The sequence below is a fragment of the Streptomyces sp. NPDC007875 genome, from assembly GCF_042868035.1.
GTDB lineage: Bacteria > Actinomycetota > Actinomycetes > Streptomycetales > Streptomycetaceae > Streptomyces > Streptomyces antimycoticus.
Genome location: NZ_JBIADZ010000014.1, coordinates 140,205 through 161,536 on the forward strand (window position 1 = coordinate 140,205; position 21,332 = coordinate 161,536).

Genomic DNA, 21,332 nt, shown 5'->3' on the forward strand with positions numbered 1-21,332 from the left:
GCCCGTCGCGGCGCGGGCTTGCGACTGCTTGTTGACTCTTCAGTAATGAAGTGGCTAATTTCAGCCCCGCGCCGTTTCGCGAGATTCCCGTGCCATACGTTCGACATGCGTTGCCCGAATTATCTCCCTTTCCTGCTGCGCTAGCGATTTTCGGAGAAAACATGTCATCCGCCGTGGACGCCGGCGATCTTGTCATCGGCATCACTCCCTTCGGGGAACCGGACGCCAGACTCGCCGCAGCGGTCAGCCGCGCGGGCGGTCTCGGCGTTCTCGACCTGGGAACAACGGGCCGTGAGGCCCTCCGGGCGTGGGAGGACATCGGCGAGTGGGTGGCCGACGGGCGGTACGGCGTGCGGGTCGCGGCGGGCTGCCGCCTCACCCCCGCGGACCTGCCGGACGCCCCGGCCGCCGGCAGCCCAGAGGGTGGCGCGCCCGGTCCGCATACGGTGGTGCTCGGAGTGGACTCGCCCTGGCCGGTGGAGGCCGTATTCGACCGCTGCCGAGTGCTGGCCGAGGTCACCGACCTGGACGAGGCGCTCGAGGCCGTCCGCGCCGGAGCGCACGGGCTGATCGCCCGGGGCAGTGAGAGCGGCGGGCGGATCGGGGCGTTGGGCACCTTCGTCCTGCTGCAGCGGCTCCTCGCCGACCCCCGGGTGTCCTTACCGGTGTGGGCCTGCGGCGGCATCGGCCCACACGCCGCCGCGGCGTCCGTACTCGGCGGCGCGGCCGGGGTCGTGCTCGACACCCAACTGGCCCTGCTCGCCGAATCGGGGCTCCCGGAGGACCGGGCCGCCGCCATCCGCTCCATGGACGGCTCCGAGACCACCGTCGTCGAGGGGCACCGCGTCCTGCGGCGCCGGGGGCGCGCCACGCAGCACATCGAGCCAAATCTGACGGTGGGTCAGGACGGCTTCCTGGCAGCTCAGTTCGCCCAGCGGTGGCGGGATGTGGGCCGCACCGTCCGGGGCATCACCGAGGCCATCCGGGAGGCCGCACACGAGGCCGTACGGAACGGCTCCGCCGTCTCGGCGCTGCGCCCCGGCGCCCCGCTGAGCACCCGCCTCGGCACCCGGCTGCCCCTCGCACAGGGCCCGATGACCAGGGTCAGCGACCAGGGCGCGTTCGCCTCCGCCGTCGCCGCCGGGGGAGCGCTGCCGTTCATCGCGCTCGCCCTGGCCGGACGCGAACAGGCACGCACCATGCTGGAGGAGGCCGCGGTCGCGCTGGACGGACGCCCCTGGGGCGTCGGTGTCCTCGGCTTCGCACCCGAGGAGATCAGGAACGCCCAGATCGAGGCCGTACGGGAGATCCGCCCCAGCCACGCCGTCATCGCGGGCGGACGGCCGTCCCAGGCGAAGGCGCTGGAACGGGACGGCATCGCCACCTATCTGCATGTGCCCTCGCCGGGGCTGCTGCGCCAGTTCCTCCAGGCCGGGGCCCGGCGGTTCGTCTTCGAGGGTTCCGAATGCGGCGGCCACGTGGGGCCGCGCAACAGCTTTCCGTTATGGGAGGCCCAGATCGCCGTCGTCGAGGACTTCCTCGACAACATCGCGCACGACCCACGTCACAGGGCGAACACCCACAGCACCGACAGCACCGACAGGACCGACAGGACCGACGGGACCGACGGCGCGGGTATCGAGATCTTCTTCGCCGGGGGAGTGCACGACGAACGCTCCGCCGCGATGGTGGCCGCGCTCGCCGCCCCGCTCACCCGGCGCGGCGTCGCCGTCGGCTCGCTGATGGGCACCGCGTATCTCTTCACCGAGGAGGCGGTGGCACACGGCGCCGTACAACCGCTCTTCCAGCGCCAAGTGGTGGCCGCCGAGCACACCGTGCTGTTGGAGACCGCCCCCGGCCACGCCACACGCTGTGTGCCCAGCCCCTTTACCGAGAGCTTCGACACCATCAAGGAGCGGCTGCGGAACGAGGGCCTGCCGGACCGGGACGTCTGGGAGCGGCTGGAGCGGCTGAATGTGGGACGGCTGAGGATCGCCAGCAAGGGCATGGACCGCGGGCCCGATGGCGCATTGACTTCGGTGGACGAGGAAGACCAGCTCAGCGGCGGGATGTTCATGGCCGGACAGGTCGCCGTGATGCGCTCGGCCACCACCACGATCGGGGCCCTGCACCATGCGGTGGGCCCAGGCGCCGCCGACTTCCTCACCGCACGCGCCGAGGCGGTGTGCGAGCGCCTGGGCGTGGCCTCGGCCCCGGCGGAGACCGAAGCGCCCGCGCCGCTGGACGTGGCGGTGGTCGGCATGGCGTGCATGTTTCCGCAGGCGCCCGACCTCGCCTCGTTCTGGGCCAATGTGGTGGGCGGTGTGGACGCCGTCACCGAAGTGCCCGCCGAGCGCTGGGACCCGGCCGTCCATTACACGGGCGACAAGGACGGCGCCTCCGCCTCAAAATGGGGCGGCTTCCTGCCACCCATCCCCTTCGACCCGCTGCGCTACGGCATCCCCCCGGCCTCGCTCGGCAGCATCGAACCCGTTCAGCTGCTGGCCCTGGAGGCCGCCCGCCGGGCCCTGGAGGACGCCGGATACGGCGACCCCGGCCGGACCTTCGACCGCTCCCGCACCTCCGTGGTGTTCGGCGCCGAGGCGGGCAGCGATCTGTCCAACGCCCAGACGCTGCGCGCCGTCCTGCCGCGTTACGTCCGCGAGGTGCCGCGGGACCTGGCGGACCAGCTGCCGCGGCTCACCGAGGACTCCTTCCCCGGCATGCTCGCCAACGTCATCTCCGGGCGGATCGCCAACCGGCTCGACCTCGGCGGCGCCAACTACACCGTGGACGCGGCATGCGCGTCATCGCTGGCCGCCGTGGATGTGGCCTGCAAGGAGCTGACCGCCGGCACCAGCGACCTCGTACTGTGCGGCGGCGCCGATCTGCACAACGGCATCAACGACTATGTGCTCTTCTCCTCGGTGCACGCCCTCTCCCCGACGGGCCGCTCCCGCACCTTCGACAGCTCGGCCGACGGAATCGCGCTCGGCGAGGGCGTCGCCTGCGTCGTCCTCAAACGACTGGCCGACGCCGAACGGGACGGCGACCGCGTCTACGGCGTCATCAAGGGCGTGGGCTCCTCCAGCGACGGCCGCTCGCTGGGGCTGACCGCCCCGCGCCCCGAGGGACAGCGGGCCGCCCTGGAGCGTGCGTACGCCAATGCCCACCTCTCGCCCGCCGACGTCGGCCTGATCGAGGCACACGGCACCGGCACGGTCGTCGGCGACCGCACCGAACTCACCGTCCTGGGCGAGGTGTTCACCGACGCCGGGGCCGCACCGGGCGCGTGCGCGCTGGGCTCGGTGAAGTCCCAGATCGGGCACACCAAGTGCGCCGCGGGGCTCGCCGGGCTGGTGAAGGCCGCGATGGCGCTGTACACGGGCATCACACCGCCGACCCTGCATCTGACCCGGCCCAACGCGGCATGGGACGCGGGCCGCAGCCCCTTCGCCTTCCATACCCGGGCCCGCCCGTGGGCCGCCGCGCCCGCCGAACGGGTGGCCGGGGTCAGCGCGTTCGGCTTCGGCGGGACCAACTTCCATGTGGTGCTCGCGGCACACGGCCGGGGAGCACCCCCCGCACAGGGCCTGGACGCCTGGCCCGCCGAGCTGTTCCTCTTCCGCGGGGCCGACCGGGCGGCGGCACTGCGGGTGGTCCAGGAGACACTCGACCAGCTCATGGCCAATGACACGGCCGGACGGCCATGGCGGCTGCGCGACCTCGCGCTGACCGCCTCCCGGCGCGCCGACGCCGGGCACGAACCGGTCCGGGTGGCGGTGGTGGCCGCGGACCTGGACGACCTGGCCGCACGATTACGCCAGGTGCTCGCGGGCGATCCGCCGGGCCCGGGGCCACGCGGAACGGACGGGCTGCACATCGCCCCGGAGGCGGCCGAAGAGGCCGGGGACGAGCCGGAGCGCGGCAAGGTCGCCTTCCTCTTTCCCGGGCAGGGCAGCCAGCGGCCCGGAATGTTCGCCGACGCCTTCGTCACCTTCCCCGCACTCCAGCGCCAGTTGCGCCACGGACGCGCCTACGCCGACGCGCTGTATCCCCCGGCCGCCTTCGACGATGCGGGGCAGGCGGCACAGCGCACCGCCATCACCGACACCCGGGTGGCCCAGCCCGCACTGGGCATGGTCGGGCTCGCCGCGCACACCCTCCTGACCTCCGCCGGGGTCCGGCCCGACATGGCGGCCGGACACAGCTACGGCGAACTGGTCGCACTGTGCGCCGCGGGCACCCTCGACCCCCGTACGCTGCCGCGGCTGAGCGCCGAGCGGGCGGCGGCCATCCTCGGCGCCGCCGAGGCCGCCGGGGAGGAGCCCGGCACCATGGCGGCCGTGACCGCGGCCCCCGGCGAGGTCGAGCCGGTGCTGCGGGCGGCCGGGCTCGCCGAGCGCGTGGTGACCGCCAACCACAACGCGCCACGGCAGACCGTGATCTCCGGGCCCGAGCGGGACATCCAGGAGGCGGTGCGGCTGCTGCGGGCGGCCGGGCACTCGGTCAAACGGATCCCGGTGGCCTGCGCCTTCCACAGCCCGCTGGTGGCCGGGGCTGGTGCGCGGTTCGCCGAGGCGCTGGCCCGTCATCCGGTGCGGGCGGCCGAGTTCCCCGTCTGGGCGAACCGCACCGCCGCCCCGCACGGCGCTGAGCCGGACGCCATCCGCGCCGAACTCGTCGCCCAGATCGGCGCGCCCGTCCGCTTCGTGGCGCAGATCGAGGCCATGTACGAGGCGGGCGCGCGGATCTTCGTGGAGGCCGGTCCGGGGACGGTGCTCACCCGGCTCGTGGGGGAAATCCTCGACGGCCGTCCGCACCTCGCCCTCGCCTGCGAGGGACGGCGTACCGGCTCCGCCGGACCGCGAGGGTTCCTCGACACCCTCGCCCGGCTGGCCGTCGCCGGTGTTCCGGTGCGTACGGCCTGGCTGTTCCACGGCCGGGACGCGGTGGCGGCGGGATCCGCCCCGCCACCGAAACGGCCCGGCTGGACGGTCGACGGACACCTGGTCCGCACCGCGGACGGTGAGCTCCTTCCCGGTGCGCTGGCACCGGCCCGACGTGTCATGGAGGCGACCGTGAGCCAGACCGATCGGACGGGTGGCGGCGAGTACGGGGGCAGGGACGCCCTGATCTCGGAGTTCCTCAGGACCAGCCGGGAGATGATCGCCGCCCAGCGCGACGTGCTTCTCACCTACTTCGGCGGCGCGCCGGGCGAACGGCACGCCTCGCCACCGGCTCCGGTCGCCGCGGCCACCCCGTTGCCCGCTGAGATCGGCCCGGTGGCCACTGCTGCGGTGGTCGCCGCTTCAGGGGCCGCCGTGCCGGTCGCCACCGTGTCTCCCGCATCCGCCCCGCCCGCACCCGCCACCGGGCCCGATGTGCTGCGCGCGGTCTCCGAGATCATCAGCGAACGCACCGGCTATCCGGTCGACATGATCGAACCCGACCTCGATCTCGAAGCCGATCTCAGCATTGACTCCATCAAACGCGCCGAGATCGCGGGCGAGTTGGCCCGGCGCCTTGGTGTCGCGGGCGCGGACACCGCCGCCCTGGGCGACGAGGAGCTGGAGGAGCTGGCCAAGGCCCGTACCACCGCCGCCGTCACCGACTGGCTCACCGCGCGCCTTGCGCCGCCCGCCCCGGCGGCCTCCGCAACACCGACCGACGAGCCGGTGGCGGTGGCCGAGGACGCGGCGGCCGAGCCCGAGCCGGTGGCCGTGTCCGGTGTGGCGCCCAAACGTCTGCGGCTGGTGCCCGTGCCCCTCGGCGCACCCGAGGACGGTGCCACCGCGCCGCCCGATCTGACCGGCCGGCGCTTCGCCCTGCTCGGCGGGGAGGTCGACGGGGTGGCCGAGGCGGTGGCCGCCCGCCTGGGCGAGCGCGGTGCCGAGGCCGTCCGCCTCGCCGCCGGGCATCCGCTCACCGAGGAGGACGGCCGGGTGGACGGTGTGCTGCTGCTCGACCCGCTGGCCACCCCCGGCGCGCCGGTGTTGCCAGAGGCGTTCACGGCCCTCCAGTCGGCCCTGCGGCGCGCCCCGCACTGGCTGCTGGCGCTCCGCCGCGCCGACCCGCTCGCCGCGCGCACGGCCGGGCTGCGCGGGGTCTTCCGTACGGTGGCCAGGGAGTACCCGGACATCGTCACCAGGCTGGTGGAGTTCCCCGCCGACGTGGCCGGGCCCGCCGACGTGGCCGGTTCCGCCGACGCGCCCCGATCCACCGAAGCGGCCGCGTCCACCGAAGCGCCCAGGTTCGCCGACGCCGTGGCCGACGGGGTGCTCGACGAGCTGCTCGCCCCGGACCGTACGCCCGTCGTGCTGCGCACCGCGGAAGGGCGGCGTCACCGGCTGGACCTCGTGGAGACCCCGCTGGGCGCGCTCGCCGGTTCGGGCGCCGGGCCCGCCGGGGACGGTGCGGCGGAGGCCGCCGCGCTCGGCCTGGACCGGGACGCGGTGGTGGTCCTGGTCGGCGGGGCGCGGGGCATCACCGCGCGGTGCGCCGCCACCCTCGCGTCCGCCGCCCGCTGCCGGATCGAGTTGCTCGGCCGTACGCCGGAGCCCGTCGGCCCCGAGGACCCGGCCACCGCCGGGGCCCGCGACGAGACGGCCCTGCGCGCGGCGCTCGCCGCCCGGGGTGGGCTGGGTCCCGCCGAGATTCAGCGGGAGGCCGCCCGGATCCTGGCGCGGCGCGAGGTCGCCGCGACCATCGAGGAGCTGACTGCCCTGGGCGGCCGGGTCCGCTATCGCTCGGTGGACTTCCGCGACGCCGAAGCGGTGCTCCAAGCGGTGAAGCAGATCCACGCCGACCACGGACGGCTGGACGGTGTCGTCTACGGGGCCGGTGTGATCGAGGACCGGCTGATCTCGGAGAAGTCCGCCGAGTCCTTCCAGCGGGTGTACGGCACCAAGGTGGAGGGGGCCCGGACGCTGCTGGACGCGCTGGCGGAGCTGCCCGAACCCCCGGCGTTCGCCGTGTTGTTCGGCAGCATCGCCGCCGCCCTCGGCAACCGCGGCCAGGTGGATTACGCGGCGGCCAACGACGTGCTGGAGACCCTCGGCGCGCGCTGGCGGGACCGCACCGGCCGCCGGGCGCTGACCGTGCACTGGGGTCCATGGGCACCGACGGGCGCCCATGGCGGGATGGTCACTCCGGAGCTGGGCCGCGAGTACGCCCGGCGTGGCATTTCGCTCATCGACCCGGAGGAGGGCACGCTGGCGCTGCTGCGCGAGCTGGCCTGGGGCGAGGAGTCCACCGGATCCGTCGTCTACACCGCCTCGGGCTGGTGAGCGTGACGGACCAGCAGGCGCACCGGCAGCCGCCGGTGGCCATCGTCGGCATGTCCGTGCTGCTGCCCGGCTCACCGGACCTGGACACCTACTGGCGCAACCTGGTCGGCGGCGTGGACGCCATCAGCGAGGTCCCGGCCGGGCGGTGGGACGCCGGTTTCTACGCCCCGGACGGCGGTGGCGACACGCCTGCGGCACCCGACCGGGTGTACTGCCGACGGGGCGGGTTCGTGGACGAGTTCGCCCGGATCGAGGCGGCGCGGTTCGGGATCATGCCGAACTCGGTGTCCGGCACCGAACCCGACCAGCTGATCGCCCTGGGTGTCGCGGCGGCGGCGATCGCCGACGCGGGTGGTGAGGACCGGCTCCCCGACCGGCAGCGGGTGGGCGTGGTGCTGGGCCGGGGCGGCTATCTCACCCCCGGGCTGGTCCGGCTCGACCAGCGGGTGCGCACCGCCCACCAGCTCGTACGGACCCTCGGCGAGCTGCTGCCCGACCTCGGCCCCGACCAACTCGACCTCGTACGGGCCGCGTTCACCGAGCGGCTCGGCCCGCACCGGCCCGAGGCGGCCATCGGCCTGGTGCCCAACCTCGCCGCCTCGCGCATCGCCAACCGGCTCGATCTGCGCGGCCCCGCGTACACCGTGGACGCCGCCTGCGCCTCCTCACTCGTCGCCGTCGACCAGGCGGTGGGGGAGCTGGCCTCGGGCCGGTGCGATGTGATGCTCGCGGGCGGGGTCCACCACTGCCACGACATCACCCTGTGGAGCGTGTTCTCGCAGCTGCGCGCGCTCTCGCCGAGCCAGCGGATCCGGCCCTTCCACCGCGCGGCCGACGGCCTGCTGATCGGCGAGGGCACCGGTGTGGTCGTCCTCAAGCGGCTCGCCGACGCACTCCGCGACGGCGACCGCGTCTACGCGGTGATCCGTGGCACCGGTGTGGCCTCCGACGGCCGCGCCACCGGTCTGGTCAACCCGGACCCGGGCGGTCAGACCCGGGCCGTACGACAGGCGTGGCGGGCCGCGGGCCTCGATCCGCGCGAGCCGGGCGCCATCGGGCTGCTGGAGGCGCACGGCACCGCGACGCCCGCCGGGGACACCGCCGAACTGGCCACGCTGGCCGAGGTGTTCGGCCCCGGTGGCACGCCGGATGAGACGGCCGTCATCGGTTCGGTGAAGTCGATGATCGGCCACACCATGCCCGCCGCCGGTGTCGCCGGTCTGGTGAAGGCCGCCCTCGCGGTCCACCACGGCCGGCTGCTGCCCACGCTGCACTGCGACGACCCCCATCCGGCGCTGGCGGCCACCCGCTTCTCGGTGCTCGGCGCGGCCGAGCCCTGGGAGGCGCCCGTACGGCGCGCCGCCGTCAACGCCTTCGGATTCGGCGGGATCAACGCCCATGTGGTGCTGGAGCAGGCGCCGGTGCCGGTGGCGCCGCGCGCCACGACCGTCGTCATCGAACCCGAGCGGGTGCTGGCGCTGGCCGCGGACACCCCGGAGCGGCTGGCCGAGCTGCTGGCGGCGGACGACGCGACCGTACGGACGACGGTGACGGGGCGGGACGCCCGTACCCGGCTGGGCATCGTCGACCCCACCGCCAAACGACTCGCGCTCGCCCGGCGCATGGTGGCCAAAGGCCGCCCCTGGCGTGGCCGCAACGACATCTGGTTCACCCCCGCGCCGCTGCTCGGCGCGGGCCCGGCGGCCACGGGGAAGGCGGCCACGGGACAGCTCGCCTTCGTCTTCCCCGGCCTCGAAGCCGAGTTCGTCCCCCGCGTGGACGGCGTCGCCGAGTACTTCGGGCTCTCCCGCCCCGCCGGGGACCGCTTCGGCGAGGCGACCCGCGTGGGCGACATCGGGCGCCATGGCGTCGGTGTCTTCGGCGTCGGCCGGCTGCTGGACGCGGCGTTGCGGCGGATGGGGGTCGTACCGGACGCGGTGGCCGGGCACAGTGTGGGGGAGTGGACCGCGCTGGCCGTGGGCGGCCTCTACGCGGGCGAGGAGGTCGACGCCTTCCTCGACTCCTTCGACCCCGACGCGCTGCGAGTGCCCGGCCTGGCCTTCGCCGTCCTCGGCGCCGGTGCTCCGCGAGTGCTCACGGAGCTGGCGGCACGGTCGGACGGCCGGATCGTGCTCTCGCACGACAACGCGCCCAGCCAGTCGATGGTGTGCGGGCCGCGCGACGATGTCGAGGAGTTCGTCCGGGCCATGCGCGCCGAGGGCGTGATCGCGCAGCTCCTGCCCTTCCAGTCCGGTTTCCACACGCCGATGCTGGCGCCCTACCTCGACCCCATCCGAGCCGTGACGGAACGCTTCGAGCTGCTCCTGCCGCCCAGGATCCCCGTCTGGTCCGGGACGACCGCCGCACCGTATCCGGCGGCCGAGGCGGAGGTGCGCGAGCTGTTCATCCGCCACCTGCTGGAGCCGGTGCGCTTCCGGCTGCTGACCGAGGCCCTGTACGAGGCGGGCTTCCGCGCGTTCGTCCAAGTCGGCACGGGCCAGCTGGGGTCGCTCATCGGCGACACGCTGCACGGCCGCGACCATCTGGTGGTGGCCGCCAACTCCCCCCACCGCGACGGCGTCTCCCAGCTCCGCCGCGTGGCCACGGCCCTGTGGACGGAGGGGGCGGAGGTGGATCCGGCACTGCGCGGCGAGGCTGAGCGGGCGAAACCAGTGCTTCCTCCGGTGCGGCTGGACCTGAACGGTTCACTGGTTTCGCTCAGCGAACCGAGGCTGAGCGCATTGCGCGATGAGCTATCGCGAGCGGTGCCCTGGGGAGCGGGGCCGCGCCGTGGTGCTTGGTCGCCGTCGCCGTCGCCGGGTGCGGGCCGGATGGTGCCCGCCCGTTCCGACCCGCGGAACGATTGCCCACCACCGTTGTGGGAAGCCGAACTCAACGCGCTGCTCGACGAGACCGCCACCACCGCGACAGCGGTCATCGCGGCAAGCCGCCCTCCGACCCCGCGCACCCACGATCTGCAGGTCTCCACCGAGACCATGCCCTACCTCCATGACCACTGCTTCTTCCCCCAACGCCCCGGCTGGCCCGATGAGTCGGACCGCTGGCCCGTGGTCCCGGCCACCACGATCGTCCAGCACCTCATGGACGCGGCGGAACACACAGCGGCGGAGCAGACGGCCGGAGGCGCTGTGGCCGTCGCCGTCCACGGCGCCCGCTTCGACCAGTGGGTGACGGCGGCACCCCCCAGCACCGTCCCCGTCACCGCGACCCCCGCCTCGGCGGGCCACTACACCGTCACCTTCGGCCGCAGCGCCCGCGCCACCGTGGAAGTCGCCCCCCGCCACCCCGCGACCCGCCCCGCCCCCTGGCCCACCGACCCCGCCACCGAGCGCACCCCCGACCACACCGCACAGCTCGTCTACGCCGAACGCTGGATGTTCCACGGCCCGGCCTTCCAGGGACTCACCGCGCTCACCGCGATCGGCGAGTCGCACATACGCGGCACGCTCACCACACCCCCCGCGCCCGGAGCGCTGCTGGACAACGTCGGACAGCTCCTCGGCTACTGGATCATGGCGACTCGTACCGAACGGACCGTGGTCTTCCCGGTCGGCATGCGTCTGATGCGCTTCTTCGGCCCGCATCCGGGTCCCGGCACACCGGTGGAGTGCCTGATCAGGATCACCTCGCTGACCGCTACCGCGCTGGAGGCCGACGCACAGCTGTTGATCGGCGGCGAGGTGTGGGCGGAGCTGTCCGGATGGCAGGACCGCCGGTTCGACAACCACCCCGACACCCGCCCCGTGGAGCGCTTCCCGCAGCGCAACACGCTGTCCCGGCCCCAGCCGGGCGGCTGGGTACTGCTCCATGAGCGCTGGCCCGATCTGGCCTCCCGCGACCTGATCATGCGTAACCACCTGGCCAGCGACGAGCGCACGGAATATGAACACCAGCCGCCACGCGGCCGTAGACAGTGGCTGCTGGGCAGGATCGCGGCCAAGGACGCCGTACGGCGATGGCTCTGGGACCACGGCGAAGGTCCGGTCTTCCCCGCCGAGATCGGGATACGCTACGACGCCCAGGGGCGCCCGTACGCCATCGGCGTCCATGGCCGGACCCTGCCCGAACTGGCCCTCTCGCTGGCACACCGGGCCGAGGCCGGGGCCGCCCTGGTGGTGCCGCGCGCACACGGGGCCCCGGGCCCCGGTATCGCGCTCGAAGAGGTCGCCGACCGCGACGACCACGCCCTCGCGGCCGCCTTCGGCCGGGCCGAGCGGGAACTCCTCGCGGCCGCGACGGCCGGGGGCGGTGGATCGCGCGCCCGCTGGGCCACCGCCTTCCGGGCCGCGAAGGAGGCGGTCACCACGACGGAGGGCACCGCCCTGCACGACCGGCCACATGACCTCACCATTTCCGAGGTACGGCCGGGAGCCGATCACCCCGACGCGGCACCGGCCCGGCTCATCGTCGAGGTGGCGGCCACCGCCCCCGAGCAGCGCCCGCGCCGCTACCAGGTCCACTGCATCACCATCGCCAACCCGCCCGGACTGCCGGACAGGGACTACGCCGTGGCCTGGACGACCGGCCCGGACCACCAGGAACAGGACGAGGAGAGCGACCAGTGACCACCGCCAATCAGACCGTCTCGGTACCCGCCGCCGACGCACCGGCCGTGCTCGCGGAGATATCCGGGATGCTCCGGACGATGCTCGACGAATACGGCCTCGACGATATCGAGGTCACCATGGAGACCCGCTTCACCGAGGATCTGGAGTTGGAGAGCATCGATCTGGTGGCGCTGGCCGGCAGCCTGGAGGCCCGGTACGGCAGACAGGTCAACTTCGCCGAGTTCGTGGCGGGCCTGGAGCTCGACGAGATCATCGATCTCGCCGTGGGGCAGCTCGTCGAGTACGTCGTGCGGTGCCTCCGGGCGGCCGGGGAGAGCTGACCCATGGCGATGATCGACACCGGCCGCGACACCTGCGCCGGCACGGGCAGCGGTACGGGCGACGACGGGGACCACGCCACGGACCACGACGGTCCGGATACCGGGCCGGACGGCGTCCGACTGCATGTCCAGCGGCTGTCCCCGCCCGATGACCGTCCGCCCACCGCCACCGCCGTACTCATCCACGGTCTGCTCACCGACTCCCTCGCCAGCTGGTACTTCACGGTGGCCCCGGACCTCGCCGCCGCCGGGCTGGAGGTGGTGATGTACGACCAGCGGGGGCACGGCCGCAGCGAGCGCCCCGGTTCCGGCTACCGGCTGGACACGTTCGTCACCGATCTGGAGCGGCTGCTCGACCGGCTGGACATCATTGGACCGGTCCATCTGGTGGGCAACTGCTTCGGCGGAACGGTGGCGTTCGCCTACGCCATGCGCCATCCGGAGCGGGTGGCGGGGATCGCGGTGATCGAGGCGAAGCCCGCCACCGAGAGCTGGCTGACCGAGATCAGCGGAATCCTGCGGCGCGTCGTCGCCGAACTGGTCGTCCATGAGGCCGAGTCGCTGGCCTGGGTCAGCGCCCACCGGGGCGCCCACACCGCACGGCTGGCCAAGTCGGCCGCCCGCCTGGTCCGTACGACCACCATCGCCGAGGACGTACCGGAGAGCCGGGTGGTGAGCGAGGAGCAGGTCGGCGCGGTGCGCTGCCCGGTACTGGCCGTCTACGGCGCCGATTCCGAACTCGCCGGGCAGGAGCGGTGGCTGGAGTCGGTACTGCCCGGCACCCGGACCGTCGTCCTGCCGGGACAGGGGCATTCGGTCCTCGCCGAGGCGCCCACGCGCATCCGCGAACTGCTGCTGTCCTGGATCCACGGGTGTGAACCGGACACCGGCGCCCCGGCGGCGGATGCGGCCCTGGGAGCCGATGCCTCATGAGCGAACCCAGCAGATCGCAGGCAGCCCCACCTCGCATACCCCGCCGCTTTCTCTTCGTCGTGCCGCCGCTGGTCGGCCACGTCAACCCCACCCTCGGCGTCGCGGCCGAACTCACCGCCCGGGGACACCAGGTGGCCTGGGCCGGGATGCCCGAGGTCGTCGGGCGGCTGACCGGGCAGGGCGCGACGGTCTACCGCTGCGCCGGGCCGGTGCTGGGCGAGGGCGGGGCGGGCCGGCCACCGGATGTACGCGGCCCGGCGGCGCTGAGGTTCCTGTGGGAGCGGTTCCTGGTGCCGCTCGCCGAGGCCATGGCCCCGGGTGTCGCCAAGGCCATCGAGGAGTTCCGCCCCGATGTGGTGATCGCCGACCAGCAGACCGTGGCGGGCGGACTGGTGGCCGAACGGCTGGGGGTGCGCTGGGCCACATCCGCCACCACCTCGGCGGAGTTCACGGGCGCGCTGGACGGTCTGCCCAAGATCGACGCCTGGCTGGACGGGCTCATGGACGAGGTGCGGGGCCGGATCGGCGCTCCGGAGGGCACGGCCGATCCCCGGTTCTCACCGGAGCTGGTCCTGGCCTTCACCACCGAGGAGCTGGCCGGACGGCCGGCCCGGGCGGGTGATCGCGTCCGTTACGTGGGCCCGTCGATCGCCGAGCGGCCGGCCACGACGGACTTCCCCTGGGGGTGGCTGGACCCCGCGCGCCCGGCCGTTCTGGTCACGCTGGGCACCGCGAACACCGATGCCGGGGCGCGCTTCCTCACCGAGTGCCGGGAGGCCGTACGGGCCCGGGCCGGTCGTTTCCAGACGGTCATCGTCGACCCGGAGGGCGTACTCACCCCGGACACCCCCGATACCCCGGACGACAAGGACCTCCTGGTGTGCCGCTACGTCCCTCAACTCCGCCTTCTGGAACGGGTGAGCGCAGTGGTGTGCCACGCGGGCCACAACACGGTCTGCGAAACCCTGTGGCACGGCGTTCCGCTCGTCGTGGCCCCCATCCGGGACGACCAGCCGGTGGTGGCCGCGCAGGTGGTGGACGTGGGCGCGGGCGTCCGCGTCAGGTTCGGCCGGGCGAGGGCGGCCGGGCTCGGCGAGGCGCTGGACACCGTCCTGTACGAGCCGGGGTACCGCGTCGCCGCCGAGCGCGTCGGGGCCTCGTTCCGCGCGGCGGGCGGCGCCGTGGCGGCAGCCGGACACCTGGAAGCGCTGGCCGCGAAGGCCGGTGGCCATGCCACGCCGACTCCCGAGGGGGACCGATGAGCCGCACGTCCGACGCACCACGTACGCCCGCGAAGCCGTCGCGCGCCGAGACCGTCGCCGCGCTGCGCCCCCGCTACCAGGCCGATCTGGCGCGGGGCACCGGGCGCTTCTTCGAACCGCGTCGTACCGACTGTCCGTGGTGCGGCTCGACGCGGCTGAAGCGGCGGCTGCGCACCAGGGACCGCTACCAGAGCAAGCCGGGCCGCTTCGTGCTCGACGCGTGTGCCGACTGCGGCCACGTCTTCCAGAACCCCAGGCTGAACGGCGACGGCCTGGAGTTCTACTACCGCGACTTCTACGACGGGATGGGGGAGATCGAACTCGGCAACCTCTTCGCCGGGCGGGACAAGGTGTACCGGCGGCGCGCGATGTTCCAGGAGCCCTCCGCCGAACCCCCGAAGACCTGGCTCGATGTCGGCACGGGACACGGCCACTTCCCCGCGGTGGCCCGCACCGTCTTCCCCGGCACCCGCTTCGACGGACTGGACTTCACCGACGGCGTCGAACTGGCCGAGCGGACGGGGCGCATAGACCGGGGCATCCGCGGCAGCTTCCCCGAGCTGGCCGAGGAGCGCCTGGCCGGGGGCTACGACGTGGTGAGCATGTTCCACTATCTGGAGCACAGCACCGATCCCCGCGACGAACTCCGCGCGGCCCGGCGGGCGCTGCGTCCCGGTGGCCATCTGCTGATCGAGGTGCCCGATCCGGAGTGCTGGTTCGCCCGGCTCCTCGGCCGCTTCTGGCTGCCCTGGCTCCAGCCTCAGCATCTGCACTTCCTGCCGGTGGCGAACCTCCGGAAGGAACTGGACGCGCTCGGCTTCACCGTCATCGCCGAGGAGCACCGCGCACCGTCCGACACGGTCGATCTGCTGGGCGCCGTATGGCTGTCGCTGAACGCGGTCATCCCGCCCGATGACGCCCCTTCGCTGCCGCGACCGCCCGGCCGGGCGCGCTGGCTGCTGCGCTGTGCGCTGCTGCTCGCGGCCGTCCCCGCGCTGATCCTCGCGACCACCCTGGACCGGCTGCTGCTCAAGCCGCTGGCGGGGTGGGGGAAGGTGTCCAATGCCTACCGGGTGGTGGCCCGGTGCGATGCCCCGGCCCGTCCCGACCCCCGCTGAGGTGTCCCCCGCTGAGGTGTCCCCCGGGTCCCGCCTCGGGGCCCGGGGGAGCGGATGACGCCCGCGTCAGGGAAGGATCGAGTCGACGTAGCCGCCATCGGCACGCACGGCTCCGCCGGTGGTGGCCGAGGCGAGCGGCGAGCTGAGGTAGACCGCCATGTTGGCGATCTCCTCGGGCTCGATCAGCCGCTGGATCAGCGACTGCGGCCGGTATTTGGCCATGAACTCCCGCTGGGCCTCCTCCCAGGGCAGCTCCGGGTCCACCAGTTCGTACACGAAGTCCTCGACGCCGCCGGTGTGGGTCGGCCCGGCGATCAGCGAGTTGACGGTGACGCCCGTACCGGCGGCCTCCTTGGCGAAGCCTCGGGTGACCGCGAGCAGCGCGGTCTTCGACGTCCCGTAGTGGATCATCTCGGCCGGGATGACGACGGCGGAGTCACTGGCGACGTTCAGGATCCGGCCCCATGCGCGGTCCTTCATCCCGGGCAGCAGGCTCCGGATCATCCGGACGGCGGACAGGACGTTCACCTCGAAATAGCGCCGCCACTCATCGTCGCTGATCTCCAGCGCCGGAATGGCCCCGAAGATGCCGAGGTTGTTGACCAGGACATCGGCGTCCGGCACGGCGGCGGTGACCTCACGGGCGCCGTCCTCGGAGGTGATGTCGCCGGGGGCGGGGATGAACGAGCCGCCCTCCGTGTCCTCCTCCAGCTTCTGGATGGCGGCCTCGACGGACTCCTGCCGGCGCCCGTTGACGGCGACACGGGCGCCCGCCCGCGCCAGGCCGGCGGCGATGGCGAATCCGATGCCCTGCGTGGAGCCGGTGACCAGGGCGGTCCTACCGGAAAGGTCGATCTGCACGGCGCTCCTTCGTCGATGCCTCAATGCTTGCGTGCGCCATTAGTTGCACACGCGTCATACTAGCGTAGTCGTCGTATGCGAAGGCGGCCACGGCCGACGGGACTTCGGCCGCGACCGACGAGACATCCGCCACGACTGGCCTAGGCCCCGTGGCGGACCTCGATCTGCCCCCGCAGCCTCAGATCGCGGGAGGAGGAGCCCACTTCCACGGTCCGGCGCCCGGTGCCCAGCACCCAGCCACGGCGTTCGGTGTCCCAGGAGGACAGCGTCCGCGCCGCCACCCGTACGGTCACCTGCCGCGCCTCGCCGGGCCTCAGATGAATCCGCCGGAATCCGGCCAGGGCGCGCTCGGCCTGGTCGAGCGGCAGCTCGGGGGAGGGCCCCACATACACCTGGGCCACCTCCGACCCGTCCCGCCGCCCGGTGTTGCGCACGGTGAAGACCGCCTCCAGCCCGCTTCCGCGTCTTCGCAGCCGAAGCCCCGCATAGGCGAAGGTGGTGTACGACAGGCCGTGGCCGAAGGGGAAGAGCGGCCGCACACCCTTGGCGTCGTACCAGCGATAGCCGACCTGGATGCCCTCGGAGTACTCCTCACGCCCGTTCACCCCGGGGTAGCGCCGGGGGTCATCGGCCATCGGATGGCGGTCGTCGGAGACGGGGAAGGACTGGGTGAGCCGCCCGCCGGGGTTGGCGTCGCCGAAGAGCAGGGCGGTGGTGGCGGCGGCGCCCTCCTGGCCGGGATAGTACATCTGGAGGACGGCGCCGGTGCGGTCCAGCCAGGGCATCGAGGTGCACGAGGAGGTGTTGAGGACCACGGTGGTGCGCGGGTTGGCCTCGGTGACGGCGGCGATCAGCGGGTTCTGATGGCCGGGGAGGGCGATGGTGGTGCGGTCCCTGCCCTCGGTGGCGTCCTCGTGGGCGAAGAGCACCACACTGTGCGCGGCGCGGGCGACGCGCACGGCCTCGGCGACATCGGCGGCGCGAGTGGCGGAGGTGGTGCGGCGCAGCCGGAAGGTCACCCCCTCCCCGCCGCCCTTGGCGGTGACCTTCAGCCGGTGCTTTCCCGTCGTCAGCGCGACGGCCGCCCGGCGCACGGCGAGCCCGTCCGGGGCGGCGCTGAGGAAGCCACCGGTGAAGTACTCGCCCAAGCCCGGCCGGAACGGGAACAACTCCTCGTCGTCCAGCAGGACCTTCGGGCGGCCGGCGGGCGGGCCACTGAAGTGCAGGACGAACGTCCACTCATCGGCCTCGGCGACGGTGAGGGTGCCGTCGTAGCTCCAGCTCTTCCCCGCCGCCACCTTCCGCTCCTCCAGCCCGGTGGCCGGGGAGAGCGCGGCGGCGGGGAACTGCTTGCCGAACACGTCCTCGCCCAGGGCGTACTCCACCCGGGCCTCTTTCCCGGCGCGCTCGCGCATCGTCTCCAGCGGGCTCGCGGCGTGGTCGGGGACCACCTGGGCGCTGCCGCCGCCACTGACGAAGGGGATGGAGCCGGCGGGCCCGACGACGGCGATCGACCGGGCGGCGGGCCCGCTCAGCGGCAGTGCGCCGCGCTCATTGCGCAGCAGGATGCCGCCCGCCGTCGCGACCTTCAGCGCGGTGCGCGCCCCGGCCCCGGGGTCCCGGCCGGGTCGCGGCGGGGCGCCGCCGTCCAGCAGGCCGAAGCGGTCCATGACGGTCAGGACGCGACCGGCCGCGCGGTCCACCTCGGCCTCCGGTACGGTTCCGTCGGCCACCCCCCTGAGCAGGGCGTCGCCGAAATACCTGCCGTCGGGCATCTCCATGTCGAGCCCGGCGCCGAGGGCCGCCGCGGTGCTGTGGGCGGCGTGCCAGTCGGTCATCACCCAGCCGTCGAAGCCCCAGTCCTCGCGCAGCACCCCGGTCAGCAGCGGCTCGCTCTCGCAGGCGAAGGCCCCGTTGACCTTGTTGTAGGCGCCCATGACCGCCCCCGCACCCGCCCGTACGGCCGCCTCGAAGCCGGGCAGCTCCGTCTCCCGCATCGTCCGCTCGTCGACGACGACATCGATCGACTCCCGCTCGTACTCCTGGTTGTTCAGGGCGAAGTGCTTGACGGTGGCGATCAGGCCCTCGCCCTGGATGCCACGCACCTCCTCGGCCACCAGTTCGGAGGCGAGCAGGGGGTCCTCGCCGAAGGTCTCGAAGTTGCGCCCGGCGTACGGGGTGCGGATGAGATTGACCATGGGGGAGAGCAGCACATCCTGGCCCAGCGCGCGGCCCTCGCGCCCGATGGTTTGCCCGTACTCCCGCGCCAGGGCCGGGTCGAAGGCGGAGGCGAGCAGCACCGGCGCGGGCAGCGCGGTGGCACGGCGGGCGACCCGTACACCGGCGGGCCCGTCGGCGAGGCGCAGCGGTGGAACGCCGAGCCGGGGGACACCGGGGGTGTAGCCCGCCTGCCCGAGGCTCTGGGGATCCTTCGCGCCGTGCAGCAGCGAGACCTTCTCCTGGAGCGTCATCCGGCCGATCAGCGTGTCCACCCGGGAGACGGGACCGGGCGCGGATCCGGGGCCGGAAGCGGGATCGGCCGCCGCCGCCGGCCGGCCGCCCCCACCAGTGGCGGCGACGGCCATCGCCCCTCCGAGGAAGGCCAGGGCGGAACGTCGTGACAGGGCGCCCGGCATGGCGTCACTCCATCTCTCGCGGCTCGAAGACGTGTGTGTACGCAGGCGTGCTGACGTTGCTTCGGTGTCCGTCGGGTGAACACCGTGCGGACATCACATCACGAGGTCGGCCGCTCGCCGGTGTGCGCCGGGTTTCGGGATCGAGGTGTCGGGCTCAGCGCGCGGCGATCCGCGCGGCCACGCAGAGGTCCTCGTTGCGGTAGCCGAGGCGGGTGTAGAGCCGTTCGGCGGGGGCGTTGTCGGCGAGCTGCCACAGTGTGCAGAAGCCGTGCCGGCGTACGGCGTACCGGGTCAGCCACGAGGTCAGCGCCGCGCCGAGACCCTGGCCGCGCTGCCGGGAGTCGGTCGCCACGGACGCCATCAGCGGGGCGCCGCTGTCCCGCAGGCTGCTCAGGGCGCCGCAGGCCACCAGCCCCCCGTCCTCGCCCCGGATCCCGGCCCACAGGCTGATACCGGAGGAGCCGGGGCCGGTCGAATGGGCCGGGCTGTGCTCCCGGAGGAAGGCCAGCAGCTCCTCGTGGTGGCGTTCGCCGAGCTCGACCACCCGCTCCTCACCCGGATGGACGGGCGGCTCGTCCGGTGTCCAGCGGAAGACCCACTCGACCACATCGGCCAGCGGCAGATGGCGGGCGACCAGGGTGTCGGTGCCGCGGGGACCCGTGAACTCCTTCACTTCGTCCGGAAGGCGCTGTGCCGCGCCCAGCACCAGTCCGGCGGCGGCCACCGGCTTCCCGACGCTCCACACATGGCCCCGGGAGCCATCGAGCCAGGCCACGGCCCCGGGGCCGGACCAGCTGAGCCGCTCGGGCGGGCGTCGGCGCGCCGCACCGAAACGCAGCAGGGCGGAGCCCGGGCGGTCCTCCAGGCCCTGGGTGAACAGATCCGCGGTGCGGGGAGGGAACGTCGTGGACTGCATCACTTTCGGAAGGGTGGGGAGAAGGGGAGGGGCGGCCCACTGTGACATACCGCCCCCGGCCGGGGGCAAATGCGGTGGACCCCGCCCTGGAGGGGCGGGGTCCACGGTCACGGGGAGGCCCGCTCAGGTGCGGTAGGCGTAGTAGGCCGAGGTCGGGTACGAGGCGATGATGCTGGCCACGGACTTCCGGTAGGTGTTGACCGAGTGGTAGGTCAGATACGGGACCCCGCTGGAGCTCCGGTAGGTGACGACCATGGTGTGGTCCTTGGACCCGTCCTTGTCGAAGTCCATCTGCATGACGTCGCCGACGCCCATGTAGTAGACGTTCGCCAGGTTGGTGGCGCGCTTGGCGTCCAGCGTGAACCATGACCACTCGTTGGCGCCCACCCAGGACGTCGACTGGTACGAGGTGTCGTACCACCAGCTGCGGTAGTCCTCGGCATCGCCGGACTTGTTGGCCCAGCCGCCCGCCTTCAGGGCCTGGCTGACGAAGTTGGTGCAGTCGCCACCGGCCTCGTTGAACTTCCGGTAGGCGGGGTTGTAGTTCTGCCAGTACTTCTCGGCGTACGACGCCATCGCCGCGTAGTTGTAGCTGCCCGCGGGCTTCGTCTGCGGCCGGGACGGCACCGAGATGGCGGCGGGCGTCGCATCGGGCAGGGCCGTCGTCCTGGCCGTCGCCACCGGCGCCGTGGCGGGCTCGTTGACCGCCAGCGGGCCGTCGTCGGTCGAGGTGAGGCCGGTCAGCTGCCACTTCCCGTCCGCGGTGGCGGCGAAGCTCAGCCGGTGGTGCGCCTGGAAGCCGGTCGTCGCGGGCTCGTCGCCGCGTATCTTCTTGTAGGCCAGCGTCGTGGTCTCGGTGGCCCGGACGGTGGCGTGCCCGGCCTCGACCCGCACCCGGTCCACCGCCACCCGGGTGTCGGCGGACGTGTACGCCTCGCCCAGGGTCGCGAGCCGCGCCTTGCGGGTGCGCAGCGCGGCCAGCGCGGTGTCCTCGGCCCGGGCCTGGCCGGCCGACAGGCGGACGTTCTCCTCGGCGAGCGGGGCCGCACGCCGCGCCGACCCCTTGGTGTCCAGCAGCGCCGCCGTGCGCTGGGTCAGCACCGCATCGGCCAGGCGCCCGAAGGACTGTGCGGTCGCGGTGTCCACGGTGCCGGCCGCCGCCGGGCTCTCCGCCGCGCTCGCGGCGGAGGCGGGCAGGACCACGGCGGACAGGGCCGCCGTCAGCACGGCCCCCACGGCGGATCTGAAGGTCGTTGACTTCACGTGTATTTCCCCTCCACACCCCCGGCCCGGACGGACCGGGGTCACCGAATCATCACATGAACTCCGTGTGCGTGGAGGTCATGTGACGATTTCAGCGGTGCGGAGACGGGGCAGGCCCGGCGTCATGTGCGGAGGCCGGATCCCG

The 21,332-nt window shown here is 73.4% G+C and carries 10 protein-coding genes; 6 read left to right on the plus strand and 4 right to left on the minus strand.

Annotated elements, in window-relative coordinates; genetic code table 11:
* Positions 1-161 precede the first annotated feature (161 nt).
* The 6 genes from ACFYOY_RS27790 to ACFYOY_RS27815 are packed head-to-tail and all read left to right on the plus strand — an operon-like array spanning position 162 to position 15,511.
* Positions 162-7,289, plus strand: coding sequence for an SDR family NAD(P)-dependent oxidoreductase (locus tag ACFYOY_RS27790; RefSeq protein ID WP_351884857.1), 7,128 nt, complete (start codon positions 162-164; stop codon positions 7,287-7,289).
* The gene (locus ACFYOY_RS27795; protein ID WP_388590286.1) at positions 7,286-11,875 is read left to right on the plus strand and encodes a beta-ketoacyl synthase N-terminal-like domain-containing protein; all 4,590 of its coding nucleotides are present in this window, start codon (positions 7,286-7,288) and stop codon (positions 11,873-11,875) included. The genes ACFYOY_RS27790 and ACFYOY_RS27795 overlap by 4 nt, the downstream gene beginning before the upstream one ends.
* Positions 11,872-12,198 (plus strand): phosphopantetheine-binding protein, encoded by a 327-nt coding sequence (locus ACFYOY_RS27800; RefSeq protein ID WP_351884863.1) that lies wholly within the window; start codon positions 11,872-11,874, stop codon positions 12,196-12,198. The genes ACFYOY_RS27795 and ACFYOY_RS27800 overlap by 4 nt, the downstream gene beginning before the upstream one ends.
* 3 nt (positions 12,199-12,201) lie before the next feature.
* Positions 12,202-13,131 carry an alpha/beta hydrolase gene (locus ACFYOY_RS27805; protein WP_351884866.1) on the plus strand — a complete coding sequence of 310 codons (930 nt, stop codon included), beginning with the start codon at positions 12,202-12,204 and terminating at the stop codon, positions 13,129-13,131.
* Positions 13,128-14,393, plus strand: a complete 1,266-nt coding sequence (locus ACFYOY_RS27810; RefSeq protein WP_351884869.1) for a glycosyltransferase — start codon at positions 13,128-13,130, stop codon at positions 14,391-14,393. Before ACFYOY_RS27805 ends, ACFYOY_RS27810 begins: the two co-directional genes overlap by 4 nt.
* Entirely contained in the window at positions 14,390-15,511 is a 1,122-nt protein-coding gene (locus tag ACFYOY_RS27815; RefSeq protein WP_351884872.1) for a class I SAM-dependent methyltransferase, read from the plus strand. The genes ACFYOY_RS27810 and ACFYOY_RS27815 overlap by 4 nt, the downstream gene beginning before the upstream one ends.
* 66 nt (positions 15,512-15,577) lie before the next feature.
* Here ACFYOY_RS27815 and ACFYOY_RS27820 read toward each other — a convergent pair whose 3' ends face one another.
* From ACFYOY_RS27820 to ACFYOY_RS27835, 4 genes are all read right to left on the minus strand, one after another.
* Positions 15,578-16,372: an SDR family oxidoreductase gene (locus ACFYOY_RS27820; RefSeq protein WP_351884875.1), complete on the minus strand. Its 795-nt coding sequence runs from the start codon at positions 16,370-16,372 to the stop codon at positions 15,578-15,580.
* Between the two features lie 140 nt (positions 16,373-16,512).
* On the minus strand, positions 16,513-19,008 hold the full coding sequence (locus tag ACFYOY_RS27825; protein WP_351884878.1) for a glycoside hydrolase family 3 C-terminal domain-containing protein: 2,496 nt from the start codon (positions 19,006-19,008) through the stop codon (positions 16,513-16,515).
* A gap of 154 nt (positions 19,009-19,162) precedes the next feature.
* Positions 19,163-19,924 carry a GNAT family N-acetyltransferase gene (locus ACFYOY_RS27830; RefSeq protein ID WP_351884881.1) on the minus strand — a complete coding sequence of 254 codons (762 nt, stop codon included), beginning with the start codon at positions 19,922-19,924 and terminating at the stop codon, positions 19,163-19,165.
* A 123-nt stretch (positions 19,925-20,047) separates the two neighbouring features.
* Entirely contained in the window at positions 20,048-21,187 is a 1,140-nt protein-coding gene (locus ACFYOY_RS27835; RefSeq protein WP_388590290.1) for an amidase domain-containing protein, read from the minus strand.
* Positions 21,188-21,332: the final 145 nt, after the last annotated feature.

What these genes read in the sequence shown, in the direction of transcription:
- ACFYOY_RS27805 (WP_351884866.1), top strand. Translation starts at nt 12,202, where the DNA reads ATGGCGATGATCGACACCGGCCGCGACACCTGCGCCGGCACGGGCAGC.
- ACFYOY_RS27830 (WP_351884881.1), bottom strand. Translation starts at nt 19,924, where the DNA reads ATGCAGTCCACGACGTTCCCTCCCCGCACCGCGGATCTGTTCACCCAG.
- ACFYOY_RS27815 (WP_351884872.1), top strand. Translation starts at nt 14,390, where the DNA reads ATGAGCCGCACGTCCGACGCACCACGTACGCCCGCGAAGCCGTCGCGC.
- ACFYOY_RS27790 (WP_351884857.1), top strand. Translation starts at nt 162, where the DNA reads ATGTCATCCGCCGTGGACGCCGGCGATCTTGTCATCGGCATCACTCCC.
- ACFYOY_RS27810 (WP_351884869.1), top strand. Translation starts at nt 13,128, where the DNA reads ATGAGCGAACCCAGCAGATCGCAGGCAGCCCCACCTCGCATACCCCGC.
- ACFYOY_RS27825 (WP_351884878.1), bottom strand. Translation starts at nt 19,008, where the DNA reads ATGCCGGGCGCCCTGTCACGACGTTCCGCCCTGGCCTTCCTCGGAGGG.